Origin of the sequence: Pseudoalteromonas sp. EB27, from assembly GCF_001974875.1 — a bacterium.
Taxonomy (GTDB): Bacteria; Pseudomonadota; Gammaproteobacteria; order Enterobacterales; family Alteromonadaceae; genus Pseudoalteromonas.
The window spans coordinates 26,634-41,998 of sequence record NZ_MTQD01000002.1; the positions used below are offsets into that span (position 1 = coordinate 26,634).

Annotated in this window: 14 protein-coding genes and 1 tRNA gene; 10 read left to right on the forward strand and 5 right to left on the reverse strand. The window is 38.9% G+C overall.

Annotation, left to right across the window (positions count from 1 at the left end):
• The first annotated feature begins 124 nt into the window (after window positions 1-124).
• Complete coding sequence (locus tag BW142_RS20525; protein WP_083707549.1) at window positions 125-2,395, forward strand: EAL domain-containing protein; 2,271 nt, start codon at window positions 125-127, stop codon at window positions 2,393-2,395.
• A gap of 23 nt (window positions 2,396-2,418) precedes the next feature.
• Here the strand turns inward: BW142_RS20525 and BW142_RS02710 are convergent, their stop codons facing one another.
• The 3 genes from BW142_RS02710 to BW142_RS02720 form a co-directional block, all read right to left on the reverse strand.
• Window positions 2,419-2,817 carry a hypothetical protein gene (locus tag BW142_RS02710; RefSeq protein ID WP_002960664.1) on the reverse strand — a complete coding sequence of 133 codons (399 nt, stop codon included), beginning with the start codon at window positions 2,815-2,817 and terminating at the stop codon, window positions 2,419-2,421.
• A gap of 1 nt (window position 2,818) precedes the next feature.
• Window positions 2,819-3,733, reverse strand: a complete 915-nt coding sequence (locus tag BW142_RS02715) for a zinc dependent phospholipase C family protein (protein WP_076923798.1) — start codon at window positions 3,731-3,733, stop codon at window positions 2,819-2,821.
• A 96-nt stretch (window positions 3,734-3,829) separates the two neighbouring features.
• Window positions 3,830-4,417 (reverse strand): hypothetical protein, encoded by a 588-nt coding sequence (locus BW142_RS02720; RefSeq protein WP_024600468.1) that lies wholly within the window; start codon window positions 4,415-4,417, stop codon window positions 3,830-3,832.
• 305 nt (window positions 4,418-4,722) lie between these two features.
• On the opposite strand from BW142_RS02720, the gene BW142_RS02725 reads away from it, so the two are divergent.
• Window positions 4,723-6,327: a cyanophycinase gene (locus tag BW142_RS02725; protein WP_076923993.1), complete on the forward strand. Its 1,605-nt coding sequence runs from the start codon at window positions 4,723-4,725 to the stop codon at window positions 6,325-6,327.
• A 92-nt stretch (window positions 6,328-6,419) separates the two neighbouring features.
• Entirely contained in the window at window positions 6,420-6,668 is a 249-nt protein-coding gene (locus BW142_RS02730) for a hypothetical protein (RefSeq protein WP_024600470.1), read from the forward strand.
• A 277-nt stretch (window positions 6,669-6,945) separates the two neighbouring features.
• Here the strand turns inward: BW142_RS02730 and BW142_RS02735 are convergent.
• A tRNA-Pro gene (locus BW142_RS02735) sits at window positions 6,946-7,022 on the reverse strand.
• 111 nt (window positions 7,023-7,133) lie between these two features.
• A complete protein-coding gene (locus tag BW142_RS02740) occupies window positions 7,134-7,757 on the reverse strand; it encodes an arylesterase (RefSeq protein ID WP_024596836.1) in 624 nt (207 codons plus the stop codon).
• Between BW142_RS02740 and BW142_RS02745 the strand changes: the two genes are divergently transcribed.
• The 7 genes from BW142_RS02745 to tolR all read left to right on the forward strand — a co-directional run bounded on the left by BW142_RS02745 (window position 7,758) and on the right by tolR (window position 15,363).
• Complete coding sequence (locus tag BW142_RS02745; RefSeq protein ID WP_076923994.1) at window positions 7,758-8,471, forward strand: ABC transporter ATP-binding protein; 714 nt, start codon at window positions 7,758-7,760, stop codon at window positions 8,469-8,471.
• The gene (locus BW142_RS02750) at window positions 8,461-10,962 is read left to right on the forward strand and encodes an FtsX-like permease family protein (protein WP_076923799.1); all 2,502 of its coding nucleotides are present in this window, start codon (window positions 8,461-8,463) and stop codon (window positions 10,960-10,962) included. Before BW142_RS02745 ends, BW142_RS02750 begins: the two co-directional genes overlap by 11 nt.
• 144 nt (window positions 10,963-11,106) lie before the next feature.
• Entirely contained in the window at window positions 11,107-11,631 is a 525-nt protein-coding gene (ruvC, locus tag BW142_RS02755; protein ID WP_002960649.1) for a crossover junction endodeoxyribonuclease RuvC, read from the forward strand.
• 2 nt (window positions 11,632-11,633) lie between these two features.
• Complete coding sequence (ruvA, locus tag BW142_RS02760; RefSeq protein ID WP_076923800.1) at window positions 11,634-12,251, forward strand: Holliday junction branch migration protein RuvA; 618 nt, start codon at window positions 11,634-11,636, stop codon at window positions 12,249-12,251.
• A gap of 7 nt (window positions 12,252-12,258) precedes the next feature.
• Window positions 12,259-13,266 (forward strand): Holliday junction branch migration DNA helicase RuvB, encoded by a 1,008-nt coding sequence (ruvB, locus tag BW142_RS02765; protein ID WP_007580382.1) that lies wholly within the window; start codon window positions 12,259-12,261, stop codon window positions 13,264-13,266.
• A 977-nt stretch (window positions 13,267-14,243) separates the two neighbouring features.
• A complete protein-coding gene (tolQ, locus tag BW142_RS02770) occupies window positions 14,244-14,948 on the forward strand; it encodes a protein TolQ (protein WP_007580384.1) in 705 nt (234 codons plus the stop codon).
• Window positions 14,935-15,363: a protein TolR gene (gene tolR / locus BW142_RS02775; protein WP_007580386.1), complete on the forward strand. Its 429-nt coding sequence runs from the start codon at window positions 14,935-14,937 to the stop codon at window positions 15,361-15,363. Before tolQ ends, tolR begins: the two co-directional genes overlap by 14 nt.
• Window positions 15,364-15,365: the final 2 nt, after the last annotated feature.

Here is a 15,365-nt window from a genome sequence, read left to right on the forward strand (position 1 = left end):
GCTAACAATTAGGTTTACACCTGTCTATTTTATAGAACAATGTAAATAGAAATTATATTCATTTGATTGATTTTAACAAGCTATCAATGTCTAATAGAAGAATGAGCTTTAACTGTTGTTTATTATGCATTTTTTCAATAAATTCTTTTTATTAAATGACCATTATTCAGCCCCTGGTCAGGTTGCTAATTGGCGAATAAGTGCACTGCGCATTATTCTATCTTTAGTAATGGTGTTATGTTTTGCTGTGGCGTGCCACACGTACACAAGCGCTATTGAATTTAACTTAATTTATATTGTTGTATTAACAAGCAGCTTTCTTGCTACTGCATGTGGTTTACTTATAGCAAGTAAGCGTTTTTATCACTTTAGCGCTCATGCACTTTTAATAGCTATTGTAGCTGCTAGCGTGTCAATGAACTTATTTTTAACAGACTTAGAGCTTGCTAAAGTGGGCTCTATGTATATGTATTCTTGCCCGATAATAGCACTTATGCTACTTGGTTATAGAACAGCTCTTGCTTATGGCGTATTAAATATTGCGCCGTTTTATATGATCATCAATAACGTTGATGTCTCGGGTTTAACCGGCATAGCTCAACAACTTCCCGATGCTGACTTATACATTACAGGGCTTATATTTTTATTTTTTAACATTTGTATTCCCCTTGCTGTGGCGCGCACAATTGTGGCTGCTAAGCGTTTAAACAAAACAATGATAAGCGCTAATACACACCTTAAAGATAAAAATGAACTTTATCGAAGCCTGTTCACCGAATCAAATAAAGCCAAAATTATTGTTGACGAAAATCTTGTCATTACTGATTTTAATCAACATGCTATTGATATGTTTGGTATAAAAAAAGAATTAAAAGAAAGGAGCGTTAATCTTTCTCATTTATTTCCTACTTTAGTCTTTGACGACTCTAATGCTCAAAATAAAACTGTGAAGTACAAAAAAAGTTATTTTAAAGCCAGTTATCAGCAAATAACAATGAGTACAAACTACCGTGTATATGACTTTTACGATTGCACGCAAGAGCAGCTCATTAAACAAAATTTATCGATGATGGAACAAGAAAATAAACGTTTGCGCTTTAGAGACTCGCAAACAAAACTACCTAATAGAGAATGGTTTGAGCTGCAATGCGACAGATTAACAAGCAAATACCAAAAAGGTTTTTATATCGTTGTTGCGCAAAGTGCAAATAGTGAATACTTAAATTTGAAGCTCACTAAAGCCGACTCTCAAGCATTACTTATTAACGCGTACAAGCGTTTAAAAGCGATGCCAGATGGGCCTCTTTTGTGTGCTCATATAGGAGTAGGAAAGCTTGCTTTTATAATTGGGGCAAACTCGCAAAACGAGCTTGAAGAGAAGCTATTAATGCAAATAAAAAATACATTAGATAAAACATATAATGTATTTGGCACTAAGTGTCAGCAATCATTTTTATTTGGTTTTGCAAAGTATCCTGATCATGGAAAAAACAGCACAACAGTACTTAGCAATGCATGCGAAGCACTTAAACTAGCAAATTGTAATATGCCCCTTAGTGGTTATAACGAAAAGCAATCACAAGCTTTTATCGAAAAATACGAAATTTCAATGTTATTAGATGAAGCGCTTCTACAGGGCGATTTGTCGGTGCACTATCAACCTAAAGTAGATGCAACGGGTCAATGTATAGGGCTTGAAGCCTTAGCGCGTTGGAACAGTCCTATACTAGGTAATGTGTCGCCAGTGGTATTTATTCCTATTGCCGAAGAATACAGAATGGTCAGTAGGTTAACCGATCTGATTATTCAAAAAGTCTGCGCTCAAATTTCCAATTGGACTAAGGCGGGTTTACCGAGTGTGCCGGTGGCAATAAATATATCTCTAATTGATTTTAGCCAAACCGATTTTATGTCAAAACTGGTTAAATACCTTGCCGACTTCAACGTAAAGCCACCTCAAATAGAGTTAGAACTGACTGAAACCTCTCTTGAGGCAAACCAAGCGCATTCGCTAAAGCTTATGCAAACACTGCAATCGTGGGGTTTTACTATTTCGGTTGATGATTTTGGAGTGGGGTATTCTAATATTGCACGCCTTGCCGATTACCCTATTAACAAGCTCAAGTTAGATCGCTCATTAATCAGCCAAGTAACAAGCTCTACGCGTCAAAAAAGTTTAGTTAAAGCGGTGCACGTTATGTGTGAAGAGCTTGATATTAAGTGTGTAGCCGAAGGAGTAGAAACCCAAGAGCAAGTAGCAATAATGGCGCAAATGGGGTGTAAAGAATTTCAGGGCTTTTACTTTGCGAAACCAATGTCAGCCGAAAATTTTGCAGAGCATGTTAGCCGCCATGGCTTAGTGTTTAACCCCAAAGAGATGACGGCTCAACTTTAAATGTATAGCAGGTATTTTATTACCTAGTTACAGAGCTGTTGGGCGTTTATAGTTATTTCGCACTGATGAATAACTCCTGCTCCCCAATGCTGTATATCTGATTGAGCAGTACAGCCTGCATCTTCAATTAAAGCCGTATTGGCATCACATAAAAGTAGCACTGCGTTATCATCTTGTACGTTTACAATAAGCGTGTATTCCCCAAAAGGTGCAAGTTTGCTTAAATCGTTATTAACAGCGGCTTTTAATAACTCATCAGTTGTTGAATAGGATGTTTCACTAAATTTTAGTGTGCCATCAACGGCTGTAGCAATATCTTTTAATTGTGAGGCTAAGTCGGCCATCACTTCTGGATTGTTTTTTTTAGGAGTGTAGCAACCGCTAAGTAATACTATGAGGCTTATATAAAGTAAGTGTTTCATTTTATTTGCTCCATACCGTCATCGTGTTGTGTTCATCGTAGCCTGTATCTAGGTTCCAATTTTTAATTGCACTGTAATCAGTCTCTAAAAATACGGCATTGGCAATAATGGTTATGTAGTGCTGAATGTTACTAACGGCAAAGTCAAAAATATCGTTGTAATGCATAGGCTCGTGCGGCGTTTTTAGATGTTCAATAAAAGTGGGGTCTACTTCGTTTGGGCGAGGATAAAACAAGCCTAAATCAGCAGCAACATGGCGTGCACAGGCAAATAATCGATAGCTTTCTTCAACATTATTTACTACAAGCTGAAAACCGTTATGCCATGAATTAAAGTTAGGAGCGTGTTGTGCTGCGTAGCTTGGGTGAACCGTTAATAAAGCATGTCGCCAAATTTTTGCAATATCGGTATCAAAATTATCGTCTTTGTTAGTACAAGATCCAATATTTTGTTGCACGCGGTCAGCATAACCTAACTCACCTAAATTTAAACGCTGCCAAATAAATGCATCTTGGTTCATTTCGCAGGCACGGTGCGCCGTTTGGTTTTGCTCATACGGGCCTACTCTTAATTCAACAACCGGATGCACTGTTATATCCGCAGCAACATGGGCCATATAACCGCATAACCAAGCAAAACACTTTTCAAATGCTTCACCTTCAAGTGTTTTGCAGTATTCAATCATTGCTTTAAGTAAATCGCCTGTGTGCTCATAATGCATTAGGTCGGCCCATGCATTTTGGCTAGGCTGCGCTACAGCTAAGTAAGGATAATCGGGGGCTACACAACCTAGTTCGAGATATGCTTGGCGTTGGCTTAAAATAAGTTTTGCCTTTTTAGGCATATCCATTTTAGCGAGTGATTTGGTTTGCGTTGCAATATTAACGGCAGTGATGTGCGCAAAAGCACCTGGCATTGTCATATCCTTATGATTTATTAATAGCGGTACAGATTAACATTGAGAGGGGGTTAAATAAAGCTAAGTGAAGTGCATGTGAGTGTTTAAAAGAGACTAAATTAACTGCTCTATTAGTTGTCCATCTTCGTACAGCTTAGCATATTGACGTTTATGTTCTTCAAACAGATAGGCGCGTAATTGCTCTTGCCCGCTATGAATCTGAGTTATTTTTGCTGCAATCCCTAGGCTACTTTGCCTAACGGGTTCTACATCTATCGATATGCTTTCTTTGTTGGGTAAGGTAAAGCTCATGTGCTGTAATTTTTTTAAGCTCTCTCCACTTTTTAATGGTTTTAAAAATATGCCCGTACTGGAAATCGATTCAATATTAAAACCTTGGCTTTTAATATTTAGCTCACTCCAGCGCCAACTACGTTGAGTGCCCTTTGTATCAATTACTTCTGGTGCGCTTAAAGTGGGGTTAATTACACCTAACTCATCAATTTTTAATTGCAAGGGAAACCAAAGTTGGTAATTAGCAACTTCAGCAAGCAAAGTTAAATTAGCATGAGTGAGAAGGCGCGCTATGCTAGCAGGAACTGAGCTTTTCATTGTCAGTATATGATCGCGAGGAGAGCTTTGCTTTGTATTTGGTTTGAATAACTCAGCTAAAAAATTTACCTCTTCATTAGAAAAGTCCATATTTCACCCTAGTTACATAAAACAATGCACCACCGTAATTTAAACAATGAGTTTGATCAATAAATGCTCTGTTTAAATTTGTTTAGTAAATATTTATAAAGACAAGCATGCAAACTAAACAACTTATTTTGATAAATTATTAACGCTATCGCTTTTCAGAGGCTTGAATTATTTAACACTTATAAAAATATATTTAGGCTCAAGTGGCTAGCTGTTAAACTACAACACATTATTTTTATAAATTTATTAGAGTTTACACTACGATGTGTGCATTTTTACGCAATCAAAAACCAAAATTGTTGAGTATGGTAGTTTCATTATTTAGTGCTGCTTTTTCAATAAATTCAGTGGCCCAAGAGCAAAGCCAAACTTTAATTTTAGTGGGCTCAGAGCTAACTACCTGTACAAGCGCAAAGCTTAACAATTGCCAAAAAGAGACTGCTATTGATGGTAAGTCACATAATTTATATGCTGTTAGCAACGCTCAAATAAAAAATATCACGCAGCACTGGCCTAATAATAACGTTGAGGCAAAAACGGCTGTATTAAAAACACTTAAAACCTTGCTAGGTAAATCGTCAAATAGCGTATCTAAAACAGATTTATTATGGCTATGGCGCGATATAAATAACCAGCAATTAGAAAGCCTGACTCAGCAAGAATACAACTTTGTATTTGATATGCTAGAAGTGCCGCTACTTAATAAAAACGATGAGCGCTTAAAAGAGCAAGTAAATACCGATTTTAATATTGAGGTCGCGACTAATAATATTTTACAATTTGTGTCGGGCAGTTTAAAGGTTAATAACGCAAAACCCACTATGCTTGCTATTACGGCATCGAGCCGCGACCCTTATGAGTCGGCAGATGTAGCGCAGAGTCTTTTAGCACAATCAAATATAAGCACTCAATGGTTAGCACTAACCCCAGCGCTTGCTAAAGCTATAACGAGTAACTCGTGCGATGAATTGCCCGCACTTAGAAATACATTAATGAATGTGTATAACCGTGAAGTGATTTATCCAGAGTACACAAAGGTCGAATACGCTTTATGCAAAAGTGGCACTAATGCACTTGTATCACTTATTAAAAATAGTACCGGTGTAATGTTTAATAGCGGTAATGCAGCATTAACTCACAAAGTATTATTTGATCAAAACAATAACCCATACCCGTGGACGCAAGCATTGCAAACTCGACCAGTAATTGTAGGTGAGGGAGCGGGCGCTGCAATCCAGAGTAAAGTGACGGGCATGCTGACAAATACGACAAGCCTTGAGGCTCTTCGTAAAAGTGAAACTAACGCTAATGCTAACGCTAACGCTGGTGGACTTGCTAGCTTTAATTTTGGTGTTATAGATACTCAATTTAGCGAACAAAACCGCACGTTTAGGCTTGCAGCAACGCTAAATAAAAACGAAGTGAAAAATACTAAAACAGAGATCCAACATGGTTTTGGTATTGATGAAAATACAGCTTTGGTTGTTATTAAATCGCCAGAAGGTAGTTTAATGACCGTAATAGGTAAAAGTGGTGTTGTGCACTTAACTGAGCAAGGTAAGCCTCTAGCTGATAGTAATAACTATCGTTATTCGTACTGGCCTGCTAGTAGCGTAATTGATATTACCAATAACACGTTTACTCTAAGCGAGCGCACCATAGAGCAAGCGTTACCGGCTATAAAAATACCTCCACTGCCTGTGCAGCGTTTTAGCTCAATTTTAACAAATTCAAAGCTTCGCTCACTTACTCAAGCTATGTGCCTAAGCCAAGAGCAAAGTGCGGTCGCTCAACAAGACGAGTTTATAATTAGCCTTACAGCAACGAGTGACACACAGTATCATCGCGTAAATGCCAAAGAGTTTGGTTGTGCGCTAAGCAATTTAGAGTTAGTTATAAAGTCGATTTAGTGACTAACCTGAGCCAAGGGTTTAAGTTTTTGGCTCTTCTCTATAAAATAGCCACCATAATGATTTAAAAGCCTTACTAAAAGAGTTTTAAAATGAATAATGAAAATGACGTAATTGATACTTTAGCCGCACTAGAAAGCTTTTTAATAGATGTCGAAAACGGTGGCTTTGGACTTAAAGGTGTTGCTGGTGTTGGCATGGCTACTAATAACAAAGATGGCAGCCGTTTTGTTGCTGTGTTTGACGATAATCAAAAGCTACTTTTAGCACGCATGATTACAGAAGACGTATTCCAAACAGGGCAAGACATGGTACGAAATGGTGTAGGGCGCAAGCACTAGTACTTTAATAAAAAAAGCGCTTAGAGCGCTTTTTTATTTTAATTTCAATAAAATTGAAATCAAATGGCTTTATATAGATTCCACAAAGGCCACTTCAAGGTAATAACATTTAAATACAACCCACTCAAAAACTACAAGACTTACTAGGTAAATTCTGTTTTATTAAGTGTGCTTTGATAAATAAGGTAGTGCTACAGATAAATTGTAGAATTAATACAGGTAAATTTTGGCTACATTTTGAAGAGAAGTTTAACTTATTAATACAGGGGTAATTAAATGGTCGGTATGGAGAGATTCGAACTCTCGACCCCTGCCACCCCATGACAGTGCGCTACCAAGCTGCGCCACATACCGACTTTGTATGCAATAGTACGTGTATTTTTTTAAAAATCAATAAGCGATTGTTTGTTTGGGTGTTTATTACGCAAGAGGCCTAAAATAGCACTCTTGCGGTGTATTAATTGGCTAGTCTTTATTTAACCACTTTTTGATCGAGTCATACATCTCATCTCGTATTAATGGCTGAGCTTTTTTGTTAGGGTGTAAACTATCGTTTTGCATCAGCTCAGGTTGGCTGGCAATATCTAGCATAAAAAAGTTCATTAAATGCGCGTTTGTTTCTTCGCTAACATGTGTAAAAGTGTCTGTAAACATTTTGCTGTAACGCGGGCCGTAATTAGGGGGAATGTAAATCTCCATTAAGGCGGTCATCGCATTAGCTGCTTGGCTTTTTTGAATAAGAGACGTTAAGTTAGTTTGCATTTTTTTGACTGGAAAACCACGTAAACCGTCATTAGCACCTAGCTCAATAAGTACATGAGTGGGTTCGTATTGCTCAAGCAATGCATCTAAACGGCGTAGGGCTCCACCAGATGTTTCGCCACTAATACTGGCGTTGATAAGTTCAATGTCGGCTTGTTCGTCATCGTATTTATCTTGTAACAATTTTACCCAGCCTTCTTCTTGTTGAAGTCCGTAGGCTGCGCTTAAACTGTCACCGAGTATTAAAATCGTGTTGTTGGCTGCTGCGCTCAGCGGTTTGATAACTAAAAATAAAATGAATACTAAACGAAGGATTGAATGAGTCATATGTCAGCGCTTTCTCAATTAAATATAATTCAGGTTAATGGTTTGTCTAAAGTAGTCTCTACCTTTGAAGGTGAGCTGCCCATCCTCAGCGACATCAGCTTTAATGTCAAGCATGGCGAGTCTGTTGCTATTGTTGGCACGTCGGGATCTGGTAAATCAACATTACTCAGTTTATTAGCAGGGCTGGATACCGCAAGCAGTGGTGAAATATTTTTAGATGGCGAGCCGTTACACAATTTAGATGAAGAAGAGCGCGCTGCGCTGCGCGCCGCTAAAATTGGGTTTGTGTTTCAATCGTTTATGTTAGTACAAAGCTTAACGGCACTTGAAAACGTTATGCTACCAGCAGAGCTTGCTGGCGAGAGTGATGCGAAAGAGCAAGCAATTGCCTTGCTTGAAAAAGTAGGTTTGAGCCATCGTGTTGATCATTACCCGTCGCAACTTTCTGGCGGTGAGCAACAACGTGTGGCTATTGCGCGAGCATTTATTGGTACACCTAAAATACTGTTTGCTGATGAGCCTTCGGCTAACTTAGACAGCAAAAACGGTAAAATGATTGAATCCTTGTTATTTGATTTAAACACGCAACACGGCACTACGCTTATTTTGGTTACTCACGATGAAGGGCTTGCACAAAAATGTGAGCACATTATTCAAATAGAAGCGGGTTTACTAGTAAAAAGCCAAGTAGAGGACGTTGCTAATGTGGGTTAAGTTAGCGCTTAAATTATTTTCGCGAGAATTTCGCCGTGGTGAGCTAACTGTTATAAGTGCGGCTATCGCGCTTGCTGTTTTAACCGTGCTTACACTGTCGATGGTTACTGAGCGAATAGGGCAAAGTATTGCGCAAAAAAGTAGTGCTTTTATTGCTGCTGATCGCGTTCTTGCAAGCGATCATGTTCTCGATACCGCTTTTATTACTCAAGCACAAAGCCAAAATTTAAAAACGGCTCAAATGGTGTACTTCGACACTATGTTGTTTTCCGATGATGAAATGCAGTTTAGCTCAGTAAAAGCGGCATCTAATGCGTACCCGCTAAAAGGGCAGTTAAAAGTTAAAGATACCCTTACAGGTGAAACTAAGGTTGCTAATAGCGGACCAACGCCTGGTAATGTGTGGCTAAGTGAATCTGTATTTTACAGTTTAAATATTGATATAGGCGCGCAAGTAGAGCTTGGCGCTGCATTATTTAATGTTTCAAAAGTTATTGTAGAAGAGCCCGATGCGCCATTTAATGTGTTTTCGAGCAGCCGTCGTGTGCTTATTAATATTGACGATGTGGCAAAAACCGAAGTTGTGCAGCCGGGTAGTCGTGTTTATTATCGCCAGCTTTATGCCGGTAGTGAGGCCGATATAAATAGCTTTTACGAGTGGCTTAAACCACAAATAAAAGAAAACCAACAATGGTATGGTGTTAAAGACCGCCAATCACCTATTTCAAATAGCTTAAACCGCGCAGAGAGCTTTTTATTACTTGCCGGCTTATTGGGTATTATTTTAGCTGCAGTGGCTATCGCTGTTTCAGCAAAACGTTATTGTGAACGCCAATACGACCCAGTAGCAATGATGAAAACACTAGGCGGTAGCCGTTCAATGATCCGCAAAATATACATGCTTCATTTATTGCTTGTATGTGCAATGGCGGTAAGTATTGGGCTATTAATTGGTTATGGCTTGCAAGAAATAGCAACAAGTTACTTATCAAAAAGTATGGGCACAGAGCTACCTTTAGGTGGTTTTAAGCCGTGGCTGGTGGCTATTAGTACTGGCGTAATTTGTGCTGTTATGTTTTCTATTAAACCGTTATTTGATTTATTTGATATTCCACCGCTTAGAGTGCTGCGCCGTAACTTAGGTGATAAATTAGCCGTAAGTCGTGTGCACTTGGCAATGAGTGCGCTAACTGTGTTTTTATTAATGTGGTTATTTAGTAACAACATAAAAATAACGCTTATTTTGTTTATCTCAACACTCGCGCTAATTGGTGTGCTGTTTTTAGTATCCAAATTAATATTTGGTGGCGGTCGAAAGCTTGGCTTAAAGCCAGGTAACAGTTGGTCGCTTGCAATTGCGTCTATTCAAAAACGTGCAAATGTGAACGCGGTCCAGTTAATTAGTTTTTCGTTAGCGATTAAATTACTGCTGTTTTTAGTGGTACTTAAAAACGACATGATATCTGATTGGCAATCGCAATTACCAAACGATGCACCTAATGCGTTTTTAGTGAATATTACGCAAAATGAGCTTGAGCCAATTAATGAATATTTAGCTCAAAAAAATATTCAGGTATCAGAGTTTTATCCAACTATTCGTGGGCGTGTAAATGCGGTAAACGGCGAGTTGGTAGCACGTTCTGTATCGCTGCAAGACAACGAGAAAAAAGACGAAGAAGCCCGTGCAGGTATTGGCCGTGAGCTGAACCTTACATGGCTTAAAGATGTACCAGATCAAAACGAAGTAACACAAGGCGCGTGGTTTGGTGAAAATGCAACAGCCGAAGCCTCAGTAGAGGAGTCGATGCTTGAGCGTTTAGATGTTGAAATAGGCGATACGCTTACATTTTTAATTGGTTCGCAGTCGTTCGACGCTAAAATCACCAGTGTGCGCAAAGTTAATTGGGCCACGCTAAAACCTAACTTTTTTATTATTTTAAGCCCAGATGTACTTGCAGATTTTCCGGCGACGTATATTTCGTCGGTACGCATAAACCCAGAGCAAAAGCGTGACTTTAGCCAGTTATTGCGTACTTACCCTACTATTACAGCCATTGACATTGATAACTTTGTTAAGCAAATACAAACAACTATTTCGCAAGTATCGCTCGCCATTGGCTTTGTACTGGCTATTGTTGTGCTGTGTGGGGCACTTGTACTTATATCGCAAGTGCAAGCTAGCTTGGGTGAACGTATGCAAGAAATTGTAATACTGCGAACGCTTGGCGCTAAAAGCCGATTAATTAAAAATGCGACCCTGTATGAGTTTTTATTACTCGGTGGTTTAGCCGGTTTAGTCGCGGCATTTTTTAGTGATATAGCGCTTTTAATTGTGCAGCAACAAATGTTTGACCTAGCAGGTAAGTTGCATCCGCATATATGGGTTATTGGGCCGGTAGCGGGTGGCGTATTTGTGGCAGGATTAGGTTATTTAATGATTGCCCGAACACTTAAACAAAACACCCAAGGGTTAGTGCGTGCCCTAGGGTAAGCCTAAACTAACTTAATACGTATTGGATTAAGTATTAAATGCCCACCTAACACGTGGGCATTTTTGTTTTCTTTGTACTGGTAATTTATACAGTGCTCTGGCATTATTAGCGTAATTTAAAAATAACAATAATGAGAATGCAGTTTGGCCATTATTTTAGGGATCGATCCTGGTTCACGTTTGACCGGATATGGCGTTGTTGCCCACCAAGGTTCTAAATTTACATACTTAGGCAGTGGCTGTATTAAGTTAGCCGATCATCCTTTTCCGGTTAGGCTTAAAATGATCTACCAAGGCATTACACAGCTTATTGAGCAATTTTCGCCAGAAACCTTTGCGATTGAAAAAGTATTTATGGCGCATAACCCCGATTCTGCTTTAAAACTAGGCCAAGCTAGAGGCGCGGCTATTGTTGGCGCTGCAATGGCCGACTTACCCGTATTTGAATACTCAGCTAGGCAAATTAAGCAAGCAGTAGTCGGCAACGGTGGTGCAGATAAAACACAAGTGCAACACATGGTAAAAAATATTTTAAAGTTGCCTGGCACGCCACAAGCCGATGCAGCTGATGCACTCGCTATTGCGATTTGCCACGCTCACTCAGAACAAAATTTAATTAAACTAGCGGGTAGCGCAAGCAAAACCGTTAGAGGACGTTTAAGGAAATAACTATGATAGGCCGCTTAAATGGTATTTTAGTCGAAAAACAGCCACCAGAAATATTACTCGAAGTAAGTGGTGTAGGTTACGAAGTACAAATGCCAATGACCTGTTTTTACGATTTACCAAAAATTGGTGAAAACGCGATTGTTTACACCCACTTTGTAGTGCGTGAAGATGCTCAATTATTATTTGGTTTTAATAATAAGCTTGAGCGTGCCTTGTTTAGAGAGCTATTAAAAGCAAATGGTGTTGGGCCAAAACTTGGCTTAGCTATTTTATCGGGCATGTCGGCAAAGCAATTTGTAAGTTGTGTAAATAACGAAGACTCAACGTCGCTAGTTAAATTACCGGGTGTCGGTAAAAAAACAGCCGAGCGTTTAGTACTCGAAATGAAAGACAGACTAAAAGATTGGGGTAATGATTTATTTACGCCATTTAGCGACAGCGCAGTAATAGAGCCAATGAGCGATGCGACAATAGCTAATAACGCAGCCGATGATGCCGTATCAGCACTGCTTGCATTAGGTTATAAATTGCCACAAGCTCAAAAAGCAGTAAAATCGATAAGCAAACCCGATATGTCTACTGAGGTTCTTATTAGAGAATCTTTAAAATCTATGTTGTGAGTAACCCATGATTGAAGCGGATCGCTTAATTGACGCGACTGAAAAAACAAATGAAGACTCTATAGATCGTGCTATAAGGCCAAAACTTTTAGCTGACTACAGGGGCCAGCCTCATGTTAAGCAGCAAATGGAAATTTTTATTGAAGCTGCTCGTACCCGTGGTGAAGCGCTCGATCATTTATTAATATTTGGCCCACCAGGGCTTGGTAAAACCACGCTTGCAAATATTGTCGCCAACGAATTACACGTAAGTATTAAAACAACATCAGGCCCTGTACTTGAAAAAGCAGGCGATTTAGCTGCGCTGCTCACAAATTTAGAGGAAGGCGATGTACTGTTTATTGATGAAATACACAGACTCAGCCCGCAAGTTGAAGAAATACTCTACCCCGCAATGGAAGACTACCAGCTTGATATAATGATTGGTGAAGGCCCAGCTGCGCGTTCTATTAAATTAGACCTACCTGCATTTACACTTATCGGAGCAACCACCCGAGCAGGCTCGCTTACATCGCCCCTACGTGACCGTTTTGGTATTGTGCAGCGATTAGAGTTTTATTCTGTAGAAGATTTGTCGCATATAGTAGGGCGCTCTGCACATTATCTAGGTTTAGAAATGTGCGACGATGGCGCAACCGAAATTGCACAGCGTTCGCGCGGTACACCACGTATAGCTAACCGCTTATTGCGCCGTGTTCGTGATTACACACAGGTAAAATCTGACGGTACAGTAAACGCCGAAGTAGCTAAGCAAGCGCTTGACATGATTGACGTAGATAAAAGTGGTTTTGACTATATGGATCGCAAATATTTACTCGCCATAATTGAAAAATTTATGGGCGGCCCTGTCGGGCTCGACAATGTAGCGGCTGCTATTGGTGAAGAGCGTGAAACAATTGAAGATGTGATAGAACCATTTTTGATCCAGCAAGGATTTATTCAGCGAACCCCACGCGGGCGAATAGTGTCTGATAGCGCATACCATCATTTCGGTTTACTTCCTAAAAAAGACTAGCCTATACACATTACTTGCTGTGGTTTATTGCGCAGCAGGTAACTGACTTGTTATCCCTTGCTTTGACATATTTATCCGGCAGGTATTTTACCCAAAACCTCAACACACTGTTGCATATGTTATTTCAAAATAGCTATATGCTTTATAGTTAACTGTTAATTCACAGGGCGTTAAGACTCGCGAAGCTATCCTGCGTACCATTCAAACTAGTAACCGAATTACTTATTGTAAAATAGGTAGGGCAATTATTAGTTTATAAATAAAGTATGTAGCGCACCAAATTGCAGGCAAAAAAAAGCCCGCAAAAAATGCGGGCAAACAACAAGTTGAAGGAAGTAATCCAGGGAACTACGTTTTACTTAATTTGGTTTTATCCAGAAAGAGTAAAACAATGTAATACGATAAAATATCCTATTACTAAGAACTTGGCTTAATGAAGCTATCTCATTCAGTGCGCTAGTTCGGTATGGGAGAATAATACGTAAGTTTACTTTTTTGTTCAAACTAGAAAATTTGTATTTTCAGATTAGAAAAACTAATTCTGTGAATTTTATTGTTGTTTGAATCTTGTGCGTTAATTAATCGTTAAATTTATAAGTTAATGAAATTTATAGCTTAAGTAATGAGTTTCGTTGTGACTCGGTATTAGTTTTACTATTACGTGAAGATCAGGCTCATAAGTTTTGAGTGTTTATGCTCTTATTTTGAATAAACGGCGCATTTTATGACGTTTTACCTATATATTTACGCATATTTGTAGTCAGCAAGTTTAGTTAAAAGATTAAATAAAATACTGAGGCAGAGGGAAATGCCAACTAAAGCTGTTTTTTTAACGTTTTTTGTTGCCTATTCATAGCAATACCGTTGTCAGCTTGAAATGGACTAGATACACTAGATGCAACTTTTGACCTTGTAAGCGGTCATATTTATACAAATTAATCAATTTGCCGTATTTTGAAATTACTTAGGAGTTTAACGTGGGATCAGGGCTTAATTTTTTAGACCTAATTTTAGAAGCAAGTTTGCTTGTTCAATTAGTAATGTTAGGGCTAGTTGCCATGTCTGTAATGTCGTGGACAATTATATTTCAGCGTAAAAAAGCAATATCAGATGCACTATCAAATGCTAAGAAATTTGAGCAAAAGTTTTGGTCTGGTATTGATTTAAGCAAATTGTATAACGAAATATCATCACGCAGCGGTCAGTCTCAAGGTATCGAAGCACTATTCACTTCAGGCTTTAAAGAGTTTGCTCGTCATAAAAAGAATACATTTCAAAGTGCGAGTATTGTTATGGAGGGTACGCACCGTTCAATGCGTGTTGCACTTTCTCGTGAAATTGAAAAAATTGAATCTAGCTTATCGTTTTTAGCAACAGTAGGTTCTATAAGTCCGTACATCGGTTTGTTTGGTACAGTGTGGGGTATTATGAATGCCTTTATTGCACTTGGTGAAGTGAAACAAGCTACATTACAAATGGTAGCTCCAGGTATTGCAGAGGCACTTATTGCGACTGCTATGGGTTTATTTGCGGCAATTCCGGCCGTTATTGCTTATAACCGCTTTTCAAACAGTGTTGAAAAGCTTGAGTCTCACTATATTAACTTTATGGAAGAGTTTGCTAATATTTTACACCGTCAAGCAGCTACACAAATAGAGGCACAAGCGAATGTATCAGCGTAAAAAGCGCCGTCCGGTCGCAGAAATTAATGTAGTACCTTACATTGATGTAATGTTGGTACTACTAATTATATTTATGGCTACAGCACCGCTGATTACACATGGTGTAAAAGTTGATTTACCTAAAATGGAAGAGTCTGATTTAGTTGATACTAAAGATACTCCGCCCATTATTGCTTCAATTGATGCAGAGGGTAAATATTATGTGAGCGTAGGTACTGATCCTGAAGAGCCTATGGAAGCACTTGATGTTGCTGCGGTTATAAAATTACAATTAATGAAAAACCCTGACGTACCAGTAATGATTAAAGGTTCTGGTAAGGTGTCGTATCAAGAAGTATTATTACTAATGGATTTTTTGAAAAATGCAGGCGTACCATCAGTAGGATTAATGACTGAATCCTTTGAGGGGAAGTAGCT

Coding starts and splice junctions, on each gene's coding strand:
- BW142_RS02725 (WP_076923993.1), top strand. CDS start 4,723: ATGGTAGTTTCATTATTTAGTGCTGCTTTTTCAATAAATTCAGTGGCC.
- ruvB (WP_007580382.1), top strand. CDS start 12,259: ATGATTGAAGCGGATCGCTTAATTGACGCGACTGAAAAAACAAATGAA.
- BW142_RS02710 (WP_002960664.1), bottom strand. CDS start 2,817: ATGAAACACTTACTTTATATAAGCCTCATAGTATTACTTAGCGGTTGC.
- BW142_RS02715 (WP_076923798.1), bottom strand. CDS start 3,733: ATGCCAGGTGCTTTTGCGCACATCACTGCCGTTAATATTGCAACGCAA.
- ruvA (WP_076923800.1), top strand. CDS start 11,634: ATGATAGGCCGCTTAAATGGTATTTTAGTCGAAAAACAGCCACCAGAA.
- BW142_RS02745 (WP_076923994.1), top strand. CDS start 7,758: ATGTCAGCGCTTTCTCAATTAAATATAATTCAGGTTAATGGTTTGTCT.
- tolR (WP_007580386.1), top strand. CDS start 14,935: ATGTATCAGCGTAAAAAGCGCCGTCCGGTCGCAGAAATTAATGTAGTA.
- BW142_RS02730 (WP_024600470.1), top strand. CDS start 6,420: ATGAATAATGAAAATGACGTAATTGATACTTTAGCCGCACTAGAAAGC.
- BW142_RS20525 (WP_083707549.1), top strand. CDS start 125: ATGCATTTTTTCAATAAATTCTTTTTATTAAATGACCATTATTCAGCC.
- BW142_RS02740 (WP_024596836.1), bottom strand. CDS start 7,757: ATGACTCATTCAATCCTTCGTTTAGTATTCATTTTATTTTTAGTTATC.
- BW142_RS02750 (WP_076923799.1), top strand. CDS start 8,461: ATGTGGGTTAAGTTAGCGCTTAAATTATTTTCGCGAGAATTTCGCCGT.
- BW142_RS02720 (WP_024600468.1), bottom strand. CDS start 4,417: ATGGACTTTTCTAATGAAGAGGTAAATTTTTTAGCTGAGTTATTCAAA.